Source organism: Paenibacillus sp. YPG26, assembly GCF_023704175.1.
Taxonomy (GTDB): Bacteria; Bacillota; Bacilli; order Paenibacillales; family Paenibacillaceae; genus Fontibacillus.
Genome location: NZ_CP084530.1, coordinates 778,907 through 797,655 on the forward strand (window position 1 = coordinate 778,907; position 18,749 = coordinate 797,655).

The 18,749-nt window shown below is 48.3% G+C and carries 19 protein-coding genes; 15 read left to right on the forward strand and 4 right to left on the reverse strand.

Annotation, left to right across the window (positions count from 1 at the left end; all coding sequences use genetic code 11):
- Nucleotides 1–24: 24 nt before the first annotated feature.
- The 3 genes from LDO05_RS03505 to LDO05_RS18945 all read left to right on the forward strand — a co-directional run bounded on the left by LDO05_RS03505 (nucleotide 25) and on the right by LDO05_RS18945 (nucleotide 2,486).
- Entirely contained in the window at nucleotides 25–411 is a 387-nt protein-coding gene (locus LDO05_RS03505) for a MazG nucleotide pyrophosphohydrolase domain-containing protein (RefSeq protein WP_251377532.1), read from the forward strand.
- Between the two features lie 223 nt (nucleotides 412–634).
- Entirely contained in the window at nucleotides 635–1,645 is a 1,011-nt protein-coding gene (locus tag LDO05_RS03510) for a DUF4062 domain-containing protein (RefSeq protein ID WP_251377533.1), read from the forward strand.
- Nucleotides 1,646–2,126: 481 nt separating this feature from the next.
- The gene (locus tag LDO05_RS18945) at nucleotides 2,127–2,486 is read left to right on the forward strand and encodes a DUF6463 family protein (protein ID WP_481857016.1); all 360 of its coding nucleotides are present in this window, start codon (nucleotides 2,127–2,129) and stop codon (nucleotides 2,484–2,486) included.
- A 224-nt stretch (nucleotides 2,487–2,710) separates the two neighbouring features.
- On the opposite strand, the gene hcp is transcribed toward LDO05_RS18945, so the two are convergent.
- Nucleotides 2,711–4,399: a hydroxylamine reductase gene (hcp, locus tag LDO05_RS03515; protein ID WP_251377534.1), complete on the reverse strand. Its 1,689-nt coding sequence runs from the start codon at nucleotides 4,397–4,399 to the stop codon at nucleotides 2,711–2,713.
- Between the two features lie 303 nt (nucleotides 4,400–4,702).
- On the opposite strand from hcp, the gene LDO05_RS03520 reads away from it, so the two are divergent.
- Together LDO05_RS03520 and LDO05_RS03525 are read left to right on the forward strand one after the other, a co-directional pair.
- Nucleotides 4,703–5,725, forward strand: coding sequence for a 2-oxoacid:acceptor oxidoreductase family protein (locus tag LDO05_RS03520; RefSeq protein WP_251377535.1), 1,023 nt, complete (start codon nucleotides 4,703–4,705; stop codon nucleotides 5,723–5,725).
- On the forward strand, nucleotides 5,722–8,016 hold the full coding sequence (locus LDO05_RS03525; protein WP_251377536.1) for a thiamine pyrophosphate-dependent enzyme: 2,295 nt from the start codon (nucleotides 5,722–5,724) through the stop codon (nucleotides 8,014–8,016). Before LDO05_RS03520 ends, LDO05_RS03525 begins: the two co-directional genes overlap by 4 nt.
- A gap of 450 nt (nucleotides 8,017–8,466) precedes the next feature.
- Here the strand turns inward: LDO05_RS03525 and LDO05_RS03530 are convergent, their stop codons facing one another.
- Nucleotides 8,467–10,173 (reverse strand): methyl-accepting chemotaxis protein, encoded by a 1,707-nt coding sequence (locus LDO05_RS03530; protein ID WP_251377537.1) that lies wholly within the window; start codon nucleotides 10,171–10,173, stop codon nucleotides 8,467–8,469.
- A gap of 301 nt (nucleotides 10,174–10,474) precedes the next feature.
- Here LDO05_RS03530 and LDO05_RS03535 point away from each other — a divergent pair, with 301 nt between their 5' ends.
- The 3 genes from LDO05_RS03535 to LDO05_RS03545 all read left to right on the forward strand — a co-directional run bounded on the left by LDO05_RS03535 (nucleotide 10,475) and on the right by LDO05_RS03545 (nucleotide 12,643).
- Nucleotides 10,475–11,464, forward strand: a complete 990-nt coding sequence (locus LDO05_RS03535) for a tRNA dihydrouridine synthase (protein ID WP_251377538.1) — start codon at nucleotides 10,475–10,477, stop codon at nucleotides 11,462–11,464.
- A 136-nt stretch (nucleotides 11,465–11,600) separates the two neighbouring features.
- A complete protein-coding gene (locus LDO05_RS03540) occupies nucleotides 11,601–12,170 on the forward strand; it encodes an SF0329 family protein (protein ID WP_251377539.1) in 570 nt (189 codons plus the stop codon).
- 89 nt (nucleotides 12,171–12,259) lie between these two features.
- Nucleotides 12,260–12,643: a YkvA family protein gene (locus LDO05_RS03545; RefSeq protein WP_251378595.1), complete on the forward strand. Its 384-nt coding sequence runs from the start codon at nucleotides 12,260–12,262 to the stop codon at nucleotides 12,641–12,643.
- 133 nt (nucleotides 12,644–12,776) lie between these two features.
- Here the strand turns inward: LDO05_RS03545 and LDO05_RS03550 are convergent, their stop codons facing one another.
- Nucleotides 12,777–13,337 (reverse strand): O-acetyl-ADP-ribose deacetylase, encoded by a 561-nt coding sequence (locus LDO05_RS03550; RefSeq protein WP_251377540.1) that lies wholly within the window; start codon nucleotides 13,335–13,337, stop codon nucleotides 12,777–12,779.
- 340 nt (nucleotides 13,338–13,677) lie between these two features.
- Here LDO05_RS03550 and arr point away from each other — a divergent pair, with 340 nt between their 5' ends.
- The 7 genes from arr to LDO05_RS03590 all read left to right on the forward strand — a co-directional run bounded on the left by arr (nucleotide 13,678) and on the right by LDO05_RS03590 (nucleotide 17,755).
- Nucleotides 13,678–14,094: an NAD(+)--rifampin ADP-ribosyltransferase gene (gene arr / locus LDO05_RS03555; protein ID WP_251377541.1), complete on the forward strand. Its 417-nt coding sequence runs from the start codon at nucleotides 13,678–13,680 to the stop codon at nucleotides 14,092–14,094.
- Between the two features lie 224 nt (nucleotides 14,095–14,318).
- On the forward strand, nucleotides 14,319–15,275 hold the full coding sequence (locus LDO05_RS03565; protein WP_251377542.1) for a quinone oxidoreductase family protein: 957 nt from the start codon (nucleotides 14,319–14,321) through the stop codon (nucleotides 15,273–15,275).
- 6 nt (nucleotides 15,276–15,281) lie between these two features.
- On the forward strand, nucleotides 15,282–15,716 hold the full coding sequence (locus LDO05_RS03570) for a MarR family winged helix-turn-helix transcriptional regulator (RefSeq protein WP_251377543.1): 435 nt from the start codon (nucleotides 15,282–15,284) through the stop codon (nucleotides 15,714–15,716).
- A gap of 341 nt (nucleotides 15,717–16,057) precedes the next feature.
- Nucleotides 16,058–16,543: a DUF2975 domain-containing protein gene (locus LDO05_RS03575; RefSeq protein WP_251377544.1), complete on the forward strand. Its 486-nt coding sequence runs from the start codon at nucleotides 16,058–16,060 to the stop codon at nucleotides 16,541–16,543.
- A gap of 11 nt (nucleotides 16,544–16,554) precedes the next feature.
- Nucleotides 16,555–16,761 carry a helix-turn-helix domain-containing protein gene (locus LDO05_RS03580; protein WP_251377545.1) on the forward strand — a complete coding sequence of 69 codons (207 nt, stop codon included), beginning with the start codon at nucleotides 16,555–16,557 and terminating at the stop codon, nucleotides 16,759–16,761.
- Complete coding sequence (locus LDO05_RS03585) at nucleotides 16,761–16,979, forward strand: hypothetical protein (protein WP_251377546.1); 219 nt, start codon at nucleotides 16,761–16,763, stop codon at nucleotides 16,977–16,979. The genes LDO05_RS03580 and LDO05_RS03585 overlap by 1 nt, the downstream gene beginning before the upstream one ends.
- A gap of 191 nt (nucleotides 16,980–17,170) precedes the next feature.
- The gene (locus LDO05_RS03590; protein ID WP_251377547.1) at nucleotides 17,171–17,755 is read left to right on the forward strand and encodes a DUF4256 domain-containing protein; all 585 of its coding nucleotides are present in this window, start codon (nucleotides 17,171–17,173) and stop codon (nucleotides 17,753–17,755) included.
- A gap of 381 nt (nucleotides 17,756–18,136) precedes the next feature.
- On the opposite strand, the gene LDO05_RS03595 is transcribed toward LDO05_RS03590, so the two are convergent.
- Nucleotides 18,137–18,511 carry a putative zinc-binding protein gene (locus tag LDO05_RS03595; RefSeq protein WP_251377548.1) on the reverse strand — a complete coding sequence of 125 codons (375 nt, stop codon included), beginning with the start codon at nucleotides 18,509–18,511 and terminating at the stop codon, nucleotides 18,137–18,139.
- Nucleotides 18,512–18,749: the final 238 nt, after the last annotated feature.

Genomic DNA, 18,749 nt, shown 5'->3' on the forward strand with positions numbered 1-18,749 from the left:
TTGATAATTAAGGGGGTAAAAATAATGAAAGAAATACAAGCATTTGCAAAACAGTATCAGCAAGAGATGGGATGGAATATTAATGCTGATAATTATGAAAAAAGTAGAGCTTCGCTTTTAAATAATTATATGTTACTAACTACTGAAGTTGCTGAAGTGGCGGAAGAACTACGGAAGGCATTTAATAAAACAAATGAATGTATTCGTAACGGAATTGATGAAGAGACCTCGTTTAGATTAGCAAAGGAAAGTATAAAAGAGGATCTGGGTAAAGAGTTTGCAGACTGCTTAGCTTATATTGTTAAAATCTCTAATTTTTTTGAAATAGATTTAGATAAAAGTTTTTATTCAAAAATGGAGGAAGTTAAGAACAGAAAAAACAAGGATATTAGTGTGAAAACAAATAAGTGATTGAGAGATAATAAGAATATACATCTATTATCTCCGCAACCTTAAGGATTGTTGGGGGAACTTTCTTTACATAATGATAATTGGTTTAGCTATGAAGGGTGTTCCAAATAAAGTGGAAGCTTTTTTCTGAAGCCAATTATTAGTAGTTTATATAATTCTCTCGCACGTACTTTTCTGGCATAATATAGAAAATAAGATTTCTTTAATAAAGGGGGACATAGTATTGAAAAAATTACAAGTTTTTGTATCCTCAACGTATTTAGATTTGAAGGATGAAAGACAAAAGGCAGTTGAAGGAATTTTAAGAGCAGGACATATCCCTGCAGGAATGGAACTATTTACTGCTGCTAGTAAAAGTCAATGGCAGATTATTGAGGAATGGATAAAAGAGTCTGACATCCTTTTTTTAATACTAGGAGGAAAGTATGGTTCAATTGAGCCTGAAAGTGGTAAAAGCTACACTCAATTAGAATACGAATTTGCATTAAAACATGAGATACCTGTTTTTGCTATTGTGTTGAACGACCAATACTTAGCTAACAAGAAAAGTGCAAACATAAACCTTGAAGTATTTGAGCGTGAGGTCAAGGAGCCACATGTTGAAAAATATGATGGTTTTAAAAAGTTGGTATTATCAAACTTAGTAAGATTTGTTGATAATATTAGCGAAATAGCCACCGAAGTTTCTTATTCATTACAAGATTTTATTAGAAAAGACAAGACTGAATACAATTTTAGAGGGTGGATAAGAGGTACAGAGTATGAGCAAAACAACGAAGTGATAAATAGTCCCCAAAACACTAAGCTATTTGAAATGGATGAAACTTTGTTGAACGGAGTTATTGATACCCTTGAGAAAGAGAATTTTATTGACACAATAGAATACATAGCAACTTATTGTTCATACAAGCTTGAAAGTACAAACAAGATATATGAATTTATTTATAGTTATTCTCAGCCTACTAAAAGGTTTTTTAATGAAGAGTTACAAGAGCTATTTAGTGCGCTCTTAAAGAAACTGGATAAATACACAGACCATTTAGCAACAAATTTCTTCCCAAAGAATGACAGAAAATACTTATATCCAGAATTAAATATTGATTATCAATGGGTAGATAAAGAGGGTATGGATAGATATGATAAACACTTGCGAAATTTATCGCAAATCTCTCGAGAAACTATAGAAGAAATTAGAAACTTTATCCATACCGCAAGAATTGTACTATACAAATAATAGAACTAATGCTACTCCTGTATGTACTGTCAACTCAACACATGTGGAGTCAGTGGCGTTGTTGATGAGGATTGGTTGTGAATAGCACTCAAAGTTCACCCCAAAGCTTAAACAGTCTGCCTAAAGCCTAAATAGTTAGCCTAAGAGCCGAGCGATAATCAGGTATCCACTCCTGGTTCTCCTTGGCTTTTTCTTATTTAAGGGGAGAGGAATTAGAAGGGGAGCGATTATAAACCATTCAAAATCCTATTATATCAGGCTTTATTTAGATCCATTCATCCATTATTCACTTCACCTGAAACCCCGCGTCCCTCCTTTTCCTCGTGCCACTGGGCAAACTTTATTTACTGATGACAGTTCCAAAGTACTTCTTGACTAGATACTACGAAATCGTAATAATGTAGAGGAGTGACATTTCAACATAGGAAAATGATAAATCGTAAAAAATTTAAAAAAACATATAGGTAAAAGGAGTGTTAGTATGGTGGCAGCAGCGTGGATATTGTTGGCCCTAGGGGTCGGTCATACTCTCTACGGATTAGTCTGGTTTCGAGTGCCTTTCTTAGAAGTATTTAGGGAAGGGTTTGTTAATAAATTTAAGTCCAACGAATCACGGCGATCGGCATTTTGGTTCACTATATTTGGACCATTGCTTATGATGTCTGGACATATCTCATTTTATTTGACGAGTACAGCGAATAGGGAGTTATTTTTGATAATTGGTTTTTATATGCTTATTATTTCGCTTATCGGAATCTTAGCGCTACCCAAATCGCCATTCTGGTTAGCTCTAATCGGTTCTCTTGTCTTTGTTGCAGCAGGCTATGGGTGGATAAATTAATCATGATGAATAAAGTGATTGTGATTAGCGTAGGTCAAACGGGTTAGCGATGGCGGCTCTGTCGGCTAAGAGTACACTTTTCGAAATGGCTTCTACCTAAACATGAATTTTCTTTAGTAACAGGGTATACCTCTGAAGTCCCTTAAGGTTAAGCAGAGTTCAGGATAGGTTCAAGCAATCTAAAAAAAAAGGAATGCCCCAACCCCGGGGCACCCCTTCCCTCATCAAGCCCCCAAGAACATCTTCATATCATCCTCCACATTGGTAATACCGCCGATTCCGAAGTTCTCAACGAGAACTTTCGCCACGTTAGGCGACAAGAATGCAGGAAGCGTAGGGCCTAGATGAATATTCTTGACGCCGAGATAGAGCAGGGCGAGCAGCACGATCACGGCCTTTTGCTCGTACCAGGCAATGTTGTAGGAGATTGGCAGTTCGTTGATGTCCGCGAGGCCGAATACTTCCTTCAGCTTCATGGCAATGACGACCAGGGAGTAGGAATCGTTGCACTGTCCGGCGTCCAGAACGCGGGGGATTCCGCCGATGTCGCCGAGGTCCAGCTTGTTGTATTTGTATTTGGCACAGCCTGCGGTCATAATGACGGTGTCTTGTGGAAGCTGGGCGGCAAAATCGGTGTAATAATTGCGGGATTTCATCCGCCCATCACAGCCGGCCATGACGAAGAAGCGGCGGATGGCACCGGATTTCACGGCATCGACGACTTGATCGGCTACGTTCATCACAGCGGCATGGGCGAAGCCGCCGATGATCTCGCCGGTCTCAAGCTCCGTAGGAGCTGGGCACCCTAGTGCCTGCTCGATCAGTGCGGAGAAGTCCTTGGTAGCGCCGTTCTCTCCCTCAGGGATATGGCGGACGCCCGGGAAGCCCGTGTTACCTGTCGTATAAATGCGGTCCTTATAGCTGTCCTTCGGCGGTACGATACAGTTGGTGGTCATCAGAATCGGTCCGTTAAAGGCTTCGAATTCACTATTCTGCTTCCACCAGGCGTTGCCGTAATTGCCTACAAAGTGCTTATATTTCTTAAATGCCGGATAGTAGTGGGCAGGCAGCATCTCGCTGTGTGTATACACGTCCACGCCGGTTCCTTCCGTCTGCTTCAGCAGCTCCTCCATATCCTTCAGATCGTGGCCGCTGATGAGAATGCCCGGACGATTTCCAACCCCGATATTCACCTTCGTAATTTCCGGATTTCCGTAAGCGGAAGTGTTCGCGTTGTCGAGCATCGCCATGGCGTCTACGCCGTACTTGCCGGTCTCCATCGTCAAAGCGATCAGATCCTGCACTTCAAGACTGTCGTCCAGCGTAGCGGCAAGCGCACGGCGCATGAACCGGTTCAACTCGCCATCGTCCTTCTCCAGGTGCAGCGCATGGTACGTATAAGCGGCCATCCCCTTGAGGCCGTAAATGATCAATTCGCGGAGCGAGCGGACGTCTTCGTTACGGGTGGAGAGGACGCCCACGGTACGTGCTTTTACGTCAAAATCGGCTTCATCATCCGCTTCCCAGACTGCGGCATCAGGAAGATTGGCTATTCCTTCGGGATATTGCTCGTCATAACAGGTGCGCACCTCTCCGCGGAGCGCCATGGCCTCCCGAATCTTGCTCACAAACACCCCGCGGTCAAAGTTGGCATTCGTAATGGTTGCGAACAAGGAGTCCATGGTGAACAGCGATACGCGCTGTTCAAGCTCTTCGGGCAGCCGGACATCCAGACTAAGGAAAGCGATCCCTTTCAACAGGTAAATGAGCAAATCCTGCAGGTTCGCCACGTCGTGCGGCTTGCCGCACACCCCGACAATGGTGCAGCCAGTACCCTTGGATGCCTCCTGGCATTGGAAGCAGAACATGGATGGCTGATGGTTCACGGTCATGTCCCCCGCGTTGTTATTCATTATTATTCCTCCCAGTTTCAGGTTAGTAATTGGTTCAGATCAACCTAAGTCCACCTTGCAATGGAACTGTCAGATTGAAGTATACCCTGCCGCTCTAGCCGGATTGGTGATTGGAATCACTGCATTTCAATTTGTGACAGAAATCACTAATCTTGCCGGCCTCTTCTTTTACACTGGAGTTATTACCCTATGGATGAACGGAGAACGTGTGATCAACGCCTGTGCCGGGCAAATGATAACCTTGGTTCACACGTCCTTCCTGCAGCCCAATCCATATAGAACAAGATGAAATGGGGAGAGAGCGTGTCTATTTTGCCTCACACAAATGAACTGGGATTCTACGAGATTCGTCTCGAATCCATTGGTGGACTTGGGGCCAACCTGGCTGGTAAAATGCTGGCCGAAGCCGGGGTAACCGGCGCTGGGCTTAACGGCTCCAACTTCTCAAGTTACGGTTCGGAGAAAAAAGGGTCGCCGGTCAAAAGCTTCGTGAGATTCTGCGATCCCCAGGTGGAGATCCGCGATCACAGCCCCATCGAGCAGCCGCATGTGATCGGCGTATTTCATGAAGCGTTATACAAGACAGTAGATGTGATTAGCGGATTACGGCCTAATGGAACGGTGCTTGTGAATACCGCGCGTGATCTTGCCGCAGTGGCCGCGGATCTGAAGATGACGCGAGGCACGCTGGCCGCGATTGATGCGCTGAGAATCTCCGTCGAGGAGAAGACGAAGGTCAATACGGCGATGCTGGGCGCGCTGTTCCGGATCTGCAGCTTCCTTGACCCGGACGACATGCGGCGGGTGATCCGCAGGACATTTGAGAAAAAGCTGCCTCATCTCGTGGAACCGAACCTGCGGACTTTTGACAGAGGATATCACGAAGTTCAGTTCCTTGCCTTGGGAGATGGCACGGAGCTTGTGAACCCGGCTGCTTTCACAAGAATGCAGCCGATTCTCGGATATGAGACACAGGAACTCGGCGGAATTCTCAAGGTTACGGCCAACAGTGTACTGAAGGATCTTAGCGGGTCCCGGCAGGGATATCTGCCGGAATACAAGATGGAAGACTGCATTAACTGTGCCGCCTGCGATACGGTATGCCCGGACTTCTGCATCGTATGGGAGCAGAGACCGGATAAGCGCGGCAACCTGCAAATGTTCATGAAGGGCATCGATTACCAGTACTGCAAAGGCTGCCTGAAGTGTGTGGAGGCCTGCCCGACGACCGCGCTGGCTGCCATGCTGGAAGAGCCGCAGTATGCGGAGCAGCACCGTGTGCCGCAAGTATTCCCCTATTTAAGTATGGAGGGAGTCAGATCATGACCTTACAGACCAAAGACTTAACAGAGCAAAAGGTGCCAGCAGCCCAGACAGCAGTCTTCGAATCAGGCAACGAAATGGCCGCAATGGCGGCTGCCCAGATTAACTACCACATCATGGGTTATTTCCCGATTACGCCATCTACGGAGATCGCTCAATACCTTGACATGATGCGTACGCGCGGCGAACACGACATCAAGCTGATTCCGGCCGACGGTGAACATGGCTCGGCGGGGATCTGCTACGGCGCGGCCGCAGCGGGCGCGCGGGTATTCAACGCTACCAGCGCGAACGGCTTCCTGTATATGATCGAACAGCTGCCCGTGCAGGCGGGAACCCGCTTCCCGATGGTCATGAACCTGGTGACGCGTGCGGTCAGCGGCCCGCTGGATATCCGCGGCGACCACTCGGATCTGTACTACGGACTGAATACCGGCTGGGTCATTCTGACCGCCCGTTCGCCGCAGGCCGTGTACGACATGAATATCATGGCGCTTCGCATCGCCGAGCACGCGGACGTACGCCTGCCGGTCATCGTAGCCTATGACGGCTTCTTCACCTCGCACCAGAAACGCCGGGTGCAGATTTTTGCGGACCGGGAGACCGTGCAGGAATTCGTAGGGGAACAGCCGGAATTCCCGCACGTGCTGGACGAGAACAAACCGATTGTCGTTGGGGCTTATATGAACGGCGACGACCTTATGAACAACCACTTCCAGCAGTCGGAGGCCATGTACCGGGCGGGCGAGGTGTTCAAGGAAGTGGCGGAGGAATATGCAGCATTGTCGGGAAGATCCTACTCGCCGCTGGATCTGTACCGCATGGAAGATGCTGAAGTGGCCTTGTTCCTGCTCAATTCTGCGGCGGAATCCTCGAAGGATGTGGTGGATCGTCTGCGGGCGCAAGGAATCAAGGCGGGCGTAATCAGCCCGAATATAATCCGGCCGTTCCCGGCGCGGGAGATCCGCGAGGCGCTGACGGGAGTCAAAGCGCTGCTGGTCGGCGAACGCGCCGATTCGTACGGCGCGAACGGTGCCAATTTGACACATGAGGTCAAATCGGCCCTGCAGGAGATTCGCGGCCCGCAGCCGATTGTCCTCTCCCGCATATTCGGGCTTGGCGGCAAAGATTATTACGCGGATGACGCGGAGGCTTTCTTTGCCCTGACGCTGGAGGCGATTGAGCTTGGGTACGCCCAGGTGCCGTTCGATTATTACGGGCACACGCCGGGCGATGAGGCGCACAAGCTGCAGCCGGTCATTGCGCCGATGAACGGGGACAGCTTCACATCCGGCCTGATCACCGTCAAGGTGGAGGAGGCAACGGGCAAGCTGGCCGTTAAAGTGCCGCCGATGCGCGCGCTTGCCGCGAAGCCCAAACGCTTTGCTTCCGGACATGGAGCCTGTCCGGGCTGCGGGATTTTCCCAGGACTGGAGCTGTTCTTCAAAGGGATTGAAGGCAATGTCGTAACTCTGTTCCATACCGGCTGCGCGTATATCACCACTACAGGTTATCCATATAACTCGCACAAGCAGAGTTTCATTCATAATCTGTTTCAGAACGGGCCGGCTACGTTATCCGGTACAGTAGAGGCGTTCCTTGAACGGAAACGCCGGGGAGAGATTGAAGTTCCCGAGGACTTCACTTTTGTGATGGTGACCGGCGACGGCGGTATGGACATCGGGATGGGTTCAGCCATCGGGACGGCACTTCGGGGCCATAAGCTGATCATTCTGGAGTACGACAATGAAGGCTATATGAACACGGGTGCACAGCTGTCGTACTCCACGCCTCTAGGCCACATGACAAGCACGTCTGGCGTCGGCAAGCAGCAGCAGGGCAAGACCTTCCACCACAAAGATACTGTGCAAATGATGGCGGCGGCGCATGTTCCGTATGTATTTACGGGGACAGAAGCTTTCCCGCAGGACCTTGTGAAAAAGGCGGCCAAAGCGCAGTGGTACGCCCAGAATGTGGGTACCGTCTACGGCAAGCTGCTGATCGCATGCCCGCTGAACTGGAAGTCCGATGACAAAGAAGGCGAGAATATCGTCCGCGCGGCGGTTAACTCGTGCTTTTTCCCGCTGTATGAAGTGGAGCAGGGGGAGACGAACATTACGTACAACCCGGAGGAAAAGAACAAACGGGTGCCGCTCGGCGACTGGCTGAAATATATGGGCAAATCAAAGCATTTGCTCAAGGAAGAGAACCAGGAGACGCTCAGCGAATTCGAGCGCGAAGTAGAGCGGCGCTGGTCGATTCTGAAGGCGAAGCACGAGAGTCCGCTGCTGTAGCGGGGGCGGAGTTTAAGCAGGGGAGCAGTAATTAGTAAGTAATTTAGAAGTTAGTAGTAAGGAGATACCAAGCGAAGTAGTTATCAATGAAGCAATTAGCAAAAAGCAGTAAGCAGTACGCAATTAAAATATTTACCAATAAGCAATAAGCTTTTAGCACTAAGCAACAAGCAATAAGCAGTCAAATTGCAAAGCTGTAAAGCTTCAGCACCGGCGTCCGACCAAGTTGGTTGGCTGTCGGTGTTTTTTCTAATGAACAACTAACTGACTGGTTATGAGAAGTTGCTGGCAATGACTGTCTCCGCAGTTCAACCCCCGAAATCCACTCAAGCAGGATATCCACCGGTACATACATAATCGCAAAATTCACGAATGTCGCATCATACGTCCAAGGTAACAAAAAAAGGATGCATCCTGCCCAGTACAGGATGCATCCTTTTCAACGTTCCACTACTTTTCTGTTTTAAATTGACCCACCTGAGCCTGGAGCTCCTCTGCCATCTTGGAAAGAGCGGATGACGCGGCGGAGATCTCTTCCATGGAAGCCAGTTGTTCCTCTGAAGCGGAAGCAACGTTCTGAATATTGGTGGCGGAGTTCTGTGCAATATGGGCAATCTCGTCGATGGAGGCGCTCACCTGCTCCGCGCTGGCGGACATCTCTTGTGAGACCGCGGAAGCTTCCTGTATCTGATCCGCAACCTGCTCTATAAGCTGAAGGATCTTGTTAAATCCTATTTCCGCCACGTGAACCACGTCTACCCCTTGCTTCACTTCCTGGGTTCCCTTATCCATGACGTCCACGGCAAGGGAGGTGTCCCTTTGAATTTTGTTGATCAATCCCGTGATTTGATTAGCCGAATCCCTGGACTGCTCAGCAAGCTTTCTGACCTCATTAGCTACAACCGCAAAGCCTTTCCCATGCTCGCCTGCACGAGCAGACTCGATGGCCGCGTTAAGAGCTAACAGATTCGTTTGATTCGCGATGGAAGTAATAACCTCCGTTATTTTGCCAATTTCCTCCGCGTGTTCTCTTAAATCTCTGACTACCGAAGCGGAGTTGTGGACAGCTTCATCTATGGAGCTCATCTGGTTAATCACCTGCCGCAGAGACTCATGCCCGCTGCTTGCTTCTCTACTAGTTGCCATCGCGAGTTCAGTCACAGAAGAAGTTGTCTCTGCGACATGCTGAATGCCGACCGCCATCTCATTCATAGCTGTTGAGCTTTCAATCGCTCCTTGACCCTGAGTATCCGCCCCGCCTGCAACCTCCTGAATGGATGTGGTAATTTGATTCGTTGCCTGGGTGGTCTGGGCGGCGCTTGCTGTTAATTCTTCAGAAGAAGCGGCCACCTGCTCCGAGATAGTTCCAATCTGACCAATCATCCTGCGGAGATTGCCAAGCATTTTATTAAATGAAGTGGCTAAATCACCAATCTCATCTTGTGATTTGACCTGAAGCTCTTTCGTAAGATCTCCTTCTCCTTCCGCAATCTCATTCAATTGTTTGTTGATTGTAAGAATCGGACGTACCATGGAACGGGTGAACAGGATGCTCAATACAACCGCAATAGCCGCTACGATTACGAGGGTAACAGCGAACATGATCATTAGCGATAGCACGGTCTCATTAATAACTTGAAGCTTTGGTCCTACCAGCCACATTCCGATTACGGTTCCGTCTCTGTCTTTAATAGGCTTATACAGGGTTAAGTGCTCTGTCCCCACCACGTTGGCTTTCCCGAGGTAAGTCTGCCCGGTCTTCAATACCGTATCCGTTACTTGGGGGTCTGCTTTTGTTCCGATTTGTCTCTGGCCCTTATTCATTACATTGGTCGCAATTCTCGTATCCCCCAGGAAGATGGTAACCGCTCCATTTGTAATCTTTCCTATTTGATCAGGGATTTCGTTATTATTGTTGATCTTGGTACTGCCTTTATATAATTCTCCACCTTTCACAGACCAGTCACCCGGGTAAGTCGTATTCAACCAGCTGTACCCCAGTGCGGAGACAATCTTCACCCGGCTTGTGAACACGTCCAGCATTGCTTTTTCGATTTGGTACTTCGCCGTGAGACTGATAACAATAGATAAAAATACAACAATTCCGATTACTAATAGATTGAATTTCGTTCCGATTTTAAGTTTGTTCAAACGCATTATTCATTGCTCCTCTGTCGATTCTAGCCCTATTGCTGAGGAATATTCCCATAATAGAGGCTGGTGTTGTGGATTTTGCAAGATACATATTTGCTATAAATTACCATGGTAAGTGTACATTATAAGATCGTGCTGAGGAATTGGCAATGATTTCTGTCGGTTTTACTCGAAAAAATAGGAAAATTATCGTATTTAGACACAAAATAGTTAAATAACCTGGATTCACTATATGGAGTGCAAGTATCCTTCCCCCAGGGTTATGATATAATTTGATTTAATATGCACTAGAGAGGTTTTTGACATGACAACTAACTTTTGGCGTGATCTGCCACGCCCCTTTTTTATACTGGCGCCCATGGAGGATGTTACGGATGTGGTGTTTCGCCATGTCGTGAGTGAGGCGGCCAGACCGGATGTGTTTTTTACAGAGTTCGCGAATACAGAAAGCTATTGTCACCCGGAGGGGAACCACAGCGTGCGCGGGCGGTTGACGTTCACAGAGGATGAACAGCCCATTGTGGCGCATATTTGGGGAGACAAGCCGGAATACTTCCGGCTAATGAGTATCGGGATGGCGAAGGAAGGCTTCAAGGGCATCGATATTAATATGGGTTGTCCTGTAGCGAATGTAGCGGAGAATGGAAAAGGCAGCGGCCTGATCTGCCGGCCGGAGCTCGCGGCGGATATTATCCAGGCGGCCAAAGCCGGGGGACTGCCCGTCAGTGTCAAGACAAGGCTCGGCTTCACTGATGTGGAGGAATGGCGCGGCTGGTTAACCCATATTTTGCGGCAGGACATTGTGAATCTGTCTATTCATCTGCGCACAAGAGAAGAAATGAGCAAAGTAGCTGCCCACTGGGAGCTGATTCCAGAGATCAAAAAGCTTCGGGATGAGATAGCGCCAGACACCCTGCTGACGATTAACGGGGATATCCTGGACCGTCAGACTGGCCAGAGACTAGCTGAGCAATATGGGGTGGATGGGATTATGATCGGGCGCGGTATTTTCCAGAATCCATTCGCCTTCGAGAAAGAGCCGAGGGAACACGGCAGCGAAGAACTGCTTGATCTGCTGCGGCTGCATCTGGACCTCCATGACCAGTACACCGAGGTGGAACCACGTTCGTTCCGCCCGCTGGCCCGATTCTTTAAGATATATGTCCGCGGCTTCCGGGGCGCAAGTGAACTCAGAAACAGCTTGATGAATGCCAAATCAACAGGTGAAGTGCGTGCGCTGCTTGATGAATTTGCTAACAGGGAGCCTGATGAGGCGGAGGAACACGGTAATTAAGCTGTCAGGATGGCCGAGTCCGTGTGTACAAGAGAATAATATATAACAGACTGAGGATTGGATGTATGGGGATGGGAATGGGAATGATCCCTTAGCCAGCAAGCTTTCCTCTGTTTTTCTATGGGAGGGGATGGACATGTCCTGGAGCAAATTAAAGCAGCAGCTGGAGGGCTTTCTCAGTCCCACGTTGGCTGGAAGGGTGGAATACCGGGCACCGGGGTACCGTTATTTACCTGACAAGTCAGGGATTTGTTATATTTCGGTCGATAAGAAGAACGTGCTCAATATGAGTGATAACAGTACCTCCATCAAGTGGTATCAGAGCGAGCTGGCGATCAAGAATGATCCGGATATCCGCATCCCTGTCACCAATGAAGATATTGAGGCGGTAAGAAGAGATACCAAGGGGCCGGTGCCGGAGGATCGCTTAGTCATCATGGCCAGAAGCCGAAAGGGCTCAGAGCATGCCAAAGCCCTATGGTCAGCTCAGGTTTCCTTGAGCAAATCGAATTTCAACGTTGCGGCGAATAAGTTCTTAACGACTTCTGTAGAGGATAGCCTGGAGAGTCAAGATATCTTGATGAACATACTGGCTTTGATGGACCGCAGAGTTGGGAAAAAGCGGCTGATGAACATGTCCGGGAAGATTGGGTTCAAGCATCCGGCTGTGCAGTATTTCTACGATCTGCGGCGTCAGACGTGGTGAAGTGGATTCACCGTAAATAAGACCCTTCCACTGTAAGAGGAGGGGTTATTATGGCGTCATCCTATGACGCTTGAGAGGAGGGCGCGGCCATTTTACAAAAGCTAAAACAAACCGCAAAGCGGCTTAAGTCTAATCTGATTGTACTGTATCTATCTTACAAGGACCCCAGAGTGAAATGGTATGCCAAGCTGTTCACCCTGTGTGTTGTAGCTTATGCGTTCAGTCCGATCGACCTGATTCCCGATTTCATTCCTGTTCTGGGCTATCTTGACGATATTATTCTTGTTCCACTGGGCATCCTGCTTGCCCTCAAAATGATACCCCGAGAGGTCATTGAAGAGAATACGGCGAAAGCCCGGGAGGTTCAGAGCAGGCCCAAGAACTGGTATACAGCTGCCTTGTTCATTATCGTATGGGTCCTGCTTGCAGGTTGGATGGCACTTTATGTCTATAAGGAGTTCATTCAACGTTGACGAACAGTCGTGATAATGAGAGACTATCCCTCAGTTCAGACGGTTACTGGCAATAATTAAGCGGCCTTAGATCCCCATAAAGGACTAAGGCCGCTTGAATTTATATCTGGATTAATGCTGTTAAATCGACGGGCTACTCGCTCGGAGCAAGCTTGTTACGGTATATCTCCAAATTCTCATCATCGTAGCAGACAAAGTATATCTGTTCCAATGTTCGCGCCCGGGCACTCACCGAATTCAAATAATCTATGACCGCTTCCAGTGCGATTTCCGCCGCGAGTGGTTTGGGATAACGGTAGATTCCCGTGCTAATGTTAGGAAAAGCAATGCTCTTGGCCTTATACTCGGACGCTAGATTAAGGGAGCTTCGATAGCAGCTTGCAAGTAACCGGGCTTCGCCTTGGTTACCCCCATTCCACACAGGGCCTACTGTATGTATGACATGACGCGCTGGCAGGTTACCGGCCGTTGTAATAACCGCCTCCCCAACTGCGCAGCCTCCCTGCCGTTCTCTAATCCGCAGGCATTCTTCGAGTATGCTTCGGCCCCCGGCCTGGTGAATAGCGCCGTCCACACCACCGCCCCCCAGCAAGCTGGAGTTCGCCGCATTGACGATGACATCAGCCGTTATTGTTGTAATGTCACCTTTGATCACAGAAATGTTCGTCTGGTTAATCTGCAGGGAATCGCTCATCGTACGCCTCCTTTATCCATATCAGAATCCGTTACGAGGTTAGCTCCTCATCTGCGGGAACAACCCCAAAGCGTTCGAAGGTCTTCATCGAAGATTCTAATACACGCCTTTTTAGATCATTACCCTGGATTGCTCTAAGCTGTATCCTCAGAAAACGGATTTTGGACAGTAAATGCTGGATGGGATGCTTACAATTACAAGGGAGGGAATGAGCGGAAGTCGCCAAATGGAGGGAATCTCTACTTTAATTATAACTGAATAAGCTAATCATTTACAGACTACCATTTTTGGATTTCATACCCTATATTGTTGTATATCACATTGAAAGAGGTGTAGCGGTATGAATTCCATAAAAGATGTTGTAGATCATGGCCCATTCTTTCATGGCACAAAAGCAGAACTGAAGATTGGAGAGTTGTTAGAACCCCAATACTTATCGAATTACCAAGATAAGAAATCTAATCACATCTACTTTACCGCAACATTGGAGGCTGCTAAGTGGGGCGCTGAATTAGCCAAGTCCGGCTCGAAGGAAAGAATATATATTGTAGAACCACTGGGTGACTTTGAAAATGACCCGAATGTTACCGACAAGAAGTTTCCAGGCAATCCAACACGCTCATACAGGTCTAAATCCCCGCTCAAAATTGTAGCTGAACTAGGTTCATGGGAGAGACACTCCGATGAACAGATCAATCATATGATTACATCGATCAATAAGCTGCATGAAGAAGGGAAATTTGTGATATATGATTGATTTTGCCTGTTATGAGGTTTTGAGCGGGCATATTGATCCAGGCGATAATCTAATAGGTCCGCTTTGAAGACATTAACATGAACGTCGGTTTTTTCAGCAAGACTGCTTGTTTTCTCAACTCCTGCGTCCAAGACAGCTAAGAAATGTGCAATTTGCACATAACATGTGCTATATTAATTTATGTGCATGATGCACATAAATTAATTCGAAAGAAGGCGCAATCCATGAAGGCAGCACTTGTGAAGGAAAAGGGCGTTATTCCGGTCATCGGTCAATTCGAAACTCCAGCCGGGGTAGATGGGAAAGTGGTGGTTCATGTGTCGGCGGCAGCGTTGAGCCGGGTTAGTAAAGGCCGTTCGATGGGGATGCACTACTCGTCAGATGCCGATTTCCCTATTGTAGCGGGGATGGATGGAGTTGGAACCCTGGAGGATGGGTCCCGCGTCTACTTCGCTATGTCGGCTGCACCCTATGGCAGCTTGGCTGAGCAGACTCTTGTTCATGAGAAGCTCATTGTCCGCTTACCCGAGGGGCTTGATGATCTTACGGCGGCCGCCATCGCCAACCCGGGTATGTCTTCATGGGCTGCCTTGGCATTTCGGGCGGGCTTCACAGCCGGTCAGACGGTGTTGATCAACGGTGCAACCGGATCATCGGGCAGTTTGGCGGTTCAGATTGCCAAGAGCCTGGGTGCCAAGAAGATTATTGTCACGGGGCGCAATGAATCGAAGCTGCAAGCACTTGAAGCCGATGAAGCCATCGCATTTGACCTGACCGCGGATAATGGAGTGAAGATATTTGAGCAGGCTCTGCTGCCTATCATGGCTGAAGGGGTGGATGTGGTACTGGATTACCTATGGGGCGACAGCGCGCTCGCGATCATGTCAGCTGTGGCCAGAACCCAACCGGTTCGGGCAGTCCGATTTGTAAGCATTGGCACCTCATCGGGCCAAGAGAACATAGAGCTGCCTTCATCGATTCTACGCTCGTCCTCAATTGAACTCTTGGGGAGCGGTGGTGACAGTGTCTCCAAAGCCGATTTGTTAACCTCGGTAAAAGGTGTTTTTGAAATGGCCGCGGAGGGAAGGCTCACCATAGCTGTCAAAGAGTTCGCTCTGAAAGATATCGAAGAGGCCTGGAATGCCCCGCTTACGCCGCGGCCTGTTGTGAAAGTGAAGTGATGACTAGTGGAGAAAGAGATTTTTAAAGCGCTGATTGATATCATTGGCATGATGAACCGGCCGGATCGGGACAAGAAAATGATCCAGGACGCCGGGGTTAATTTGGAAGAGGCGGCTTTTCGCGTCTTTGTTGGGATCGGGCATATCCAGCCGACCAGTGTGGGTGATCTGGCGGACATGATGGGTAAGAATTACTCGAGCGTCAGCCGGCAGATCGATAAGCTGGAGGCGGCCGGGCTTGTGCATTCCTATCCATCCAGCTCGGATTCCCGCATTCGTGTGTCTGAATTAACGAAGAGCGGGGAGGAGATCAATGCTATGATCAGCGCTACCCGTGAACGGTACCTGCGTGAAGGATTAGCTGATTGGACCCCGGAGGAGAAAAGCGGATTACTCAACAACCTGAGACGCTTATTTGAATCGCTGCAAAAGTTCGATTAGCTGCTCCCTTAAGGGGTGGGCTGTATCGTCGAATATTATAGGAGTCGAAGGGACGGAAGCCTATTTCCGTCCCTTTTTGGCGTAGAGAATTTGTCGGTGTGCCGGAAGCGGGTGGATAGGATGTCTAGTCTAATGATGCGGTGTTTTTGCTCATTAAATATTTACTGCAATCACACAAGTTCTAATGCCTGTTGACGGTTGGATTATCAAGGAATGATACGTGAAACGATTTAAATTAATCAAAACAATCTAAATTAATCATAATACAATCTAAATTTATTGCAAAACAATAAATGTTGTGCTAAATTCAAAATGAAATTAACAAAGAGGGGTGCATGTAAGTGCGTGTGTTAGAGAGAGGAACAACACTTTTTTTGCGGGCGACGGTCTACTTAATTGGATTATTGATTCTTGCCTTGTGTATATTTGGCTTGCCTGTGATTGCGAGAGAAGCCGCAGAGGCTTTTCCCGATCATTGGGTATATCCCGTTGTTATCCTCATGTATGCCTCGGTGATCCCGTTATACCTGGCTTTGTATCAGGCACTGAAGCTATTAGGTTACATTGACAAGAACACTGCATTCTCGGAGCTGTCCGTGGCCGCTTTGAAGACGATTAAATTGTGTGCAATTACCATAAGCCTGCTGCATGCGGCTTGCCTGCCGTTCTTGTTTCTTATCGCGGATTTAGACGATGCCCCGGGTCTTATTCTCTTCGGGATGGTCGTTCCCGCCGCTTCCATGGTGATTGCGGTCTTTGCCGCCGTTCTTCAAAGGCTGCTGCAAAATGCTATCGATATCAAATCAGAGAATGATCTGACGGTCTGAGGTGAACTAACATGGGGATTATAATTAATATTGACGTGATGCTGGCTAAGCGTAAAATGAGTGTGACGGAACTTTCGGAGAAGGTCGGAATCACGATGTCCAATCTGTCCATATTGAAGAATGGTAAGGCGAAGGCAATTCGGATATCGACGTTAGAGGCGATCTGCAAAGCGTTGGACTGCCAACCTGGAGATATTCTCGAATACCGAGCGGACTAGTGAAGGAGATAGATGACTCAGCGGATAAGGTGAAGGAGGTTAACTATGAAGAAATTCAAGCTGCTCCTTACTATCTTAGCGGTAATTACCGCGATACTGGCTGTATATTTCTTAATCTACCCCCCACGGTTATATGGCTCGGAGTGGCTTCCCGGCTTCATGACCATCCTTATTGGCGCAATCATCAGCTTAGCGGGTCCATTTCAGTTGAGACATGAATCCAAGCTGTATCTCATAACTGCTTGGGCAAATTTTCTGATATTCTTAGTGTATATCCTTTCCGTATCTCCACTAGCAACTATAGTATTTGGCCCGTAATAGCCCAACAAGGGATAGCGTATTTACGGTTCCAGGTGTAGCTTCAACTACAGGATGGGAACAACGTGAATAAAAGAATGTGGAGGAGAACATGAACAAGAAAAGTGAGATCAGCAGTACTATAGAGCTGTCATCCGAGCAAAGCGAAAAGCTGCTCAAAATATTGCAGGCCCGATTTGAGAAGAACCTGAATCTTCATCCAGGTATGGAGTGGGCTCAGGTACAAGCGAGGCTTGAAGAAGCGGGCAGGGATAAGCTGTGGTCGCTCAGTGAAATGGAGAGAACCGGAGGCGAACCGGACGTGACCGGTCATGATCCGAAGACGGGCGAATATATATTCACCGACTGCTCAGCAGAAAGTCCTAAAGGCCGCCGCAGTGTATGTTATGACCGTGAAGCCCTGGAGTCCAGGAAGGAACACAAACCCCAGAACAGCGCAGTGGATATGGCTGCCGACATGGGCATTGAGCTTCTCACGGAGGAGCAATACCGGAAGTTGCAGGAACTAGGGAATTTCGACCGAAAGACATCGAGCTGGGTGAAGACACCTGCTCGTATCCGGGAGCTCGGAGGAGCAATCTTCTGCGACCGCCGCTACGACACGGTTTTTGTGTATCACAACGGTGCTGAGTCTTACTATGCCGCAAGGGGATTCCGCGGCTCGCTGAGGGTCTGATTAGACTGTGGCATCAGGATGAGGAGGGCAACAGTGTGAAGTAGGCATCAGTATGCCTATACAACATGCTATAGAACATGCCAACATCAAAGTGAAAATACAAATTGCCAGCACAACATGCAAGTAACAGCATCCCTATACAACATTCCAGTTATCCCTACCTAGTCGGCGAACTCAAGTAAGGTCGTGAAATGACTGGGATGCCGGGCAACCCGGGCAAGCTGCTGAGACCCTTCCATGTGGAAGGGTCTTTTGGTGTATAACGGGCGTGGTTAAGGCTTGCTTCAAGCAGCGATCACGGAACTGTTGTATAAGTTATATTTAAGAATTATCCACAGGCAGTAATATGAGATGATTCTGGAATATTTCATAAGGCTGTCTTTAGTGTAATTCAACGCCCCGGCTAACTCGTTCAAGAACCTTATGATAAGCGCTCATGAATTGCTCTGGGTCGGGATCCTCTCCTAATCGCTTGGGTACGTCAAAGTTCGATAAGTCGAAGTGGTGCTCAGGTTCAATGTCATGTCTGGCCAGACAGCTCTTGCAGCAGGACAAAGGACAGCCGTCAATGGCGATGATGCTGCGTCCCGACTTGGCCGTTCGTACTAGCGGTTTGACATCTCCACCGACCCCTGCGATACATGACATTTCAGCAATATTGTCCCGGTCCAGCTTGATGGCAATCATGTTGGCGGTCTGCGCGGCCGAGGAACATCCGGAACATGAATAGACAAGAGGCAGATCTTTTCTTTTCATTTACACTTCTCCTCACTTTCAGGTATTGATCCGCTGTATAGCAGGGAACAAATTTCTAGGTATCATAACCTGAGTTGGCCGGATGGACTGTGAGGGCGGTCACTTTGGGGGTGAATAAGGGTGTCTCTTTTCCAGCTGTGGTCATGAATCTGATTCGAGCTAGGGGCACAACCTGCGGCAGCTTAATATTGAACTCTCCATCATAAGCCGGGGTATAATTGCAGAAGTTGTATACTTA

Coding starts and splice junctions, on each gene's coding strand:
- LDO05_RS03505 (WP_251377532.1), top strand. CDS start 25: ATGAAAGAAATACAAGCATTTGCAAAACAGTATCAGCAAGAGATGGGA.
- LDO05_RS18945 (WP_481857016.1), top strand. CDS start 2,127: ATGGTGGCAGCAGCGTGGATATTGTTGGCCCTAGGGGTCGGTCATACT.
- hcp (WP_251377534.1), bottom strand. CDS start 4,399: ATGAATAACAACGCGGGGGACATGACCGTGAACCATCAGCCATCCATG.
- LDO05_RS03525 (WP_251377536.1), top strand. CDS start 5,722: ATGACCTTACAGACCAAAGACTTAACAGAGCAAAAGGTGCCAGCAGCC.
- LDO05_RS03530 (WP_251377537.1), bottom strand. CDS start 10,173: ATGCGTTTGAACAAACTTAAAATCGGAACGAAATTCAATCTATTAGTA.
- LDO05_RS03535 (WP_251377538.1), top strand. CDS start 10,475: ATGACAACTAACTTTTGGCGTGATCTGCCACGCCCCTTTTTTATACTG.
- LDO05_RS03540 (WP_251377539.1), top strand. CDS start 11,601: ATGTCCTGGAGCAAATTAAAGCAGCAGCTGGAGGGCTTTCTCAGTCCC.
- LDO05_RS03550 (WP_251377540.1), bottom strand. CDS start 13,337: ATGAGCGATTCCCTGCAGATTAACCAGACGAACATTTCTGTGATCAAA.
- arr (WP_251377541.1), top strand. CDS start 13,678: ATGAATTCCATAAAAGATGTTGTAGATCATGGCCCATTCTTTCATGGC.
- LDO05_RS03565 (WP_251377542.1), top strand. CDS start 14,319: ATGAAGGCAGCACTTGTGAAGGAAAAGGGCGTTATTCCGGTCATCGGT.
- LDO05_RS03580 (WP_251377545.1), top strand. CDS start 16,555: ATGGGGATTATAATTAATATTGACGTGATGCTGGCTAAGCGTAAAATG.
- LDO05_RS03590 (WP_251377547.1), top strand. CDS start 17,171: ATGAACAAGAAAAGTGAGATCAGCAGTACTATAGAGCTGTCATCCGAG.
- LDO05_RS03595 (WP_251377548.1), bottom strand. CDS start 18,511: ATGAAAAGAAAAGATCTGCCTCTTGTCTATTCATGTTCCGGATGTTCC.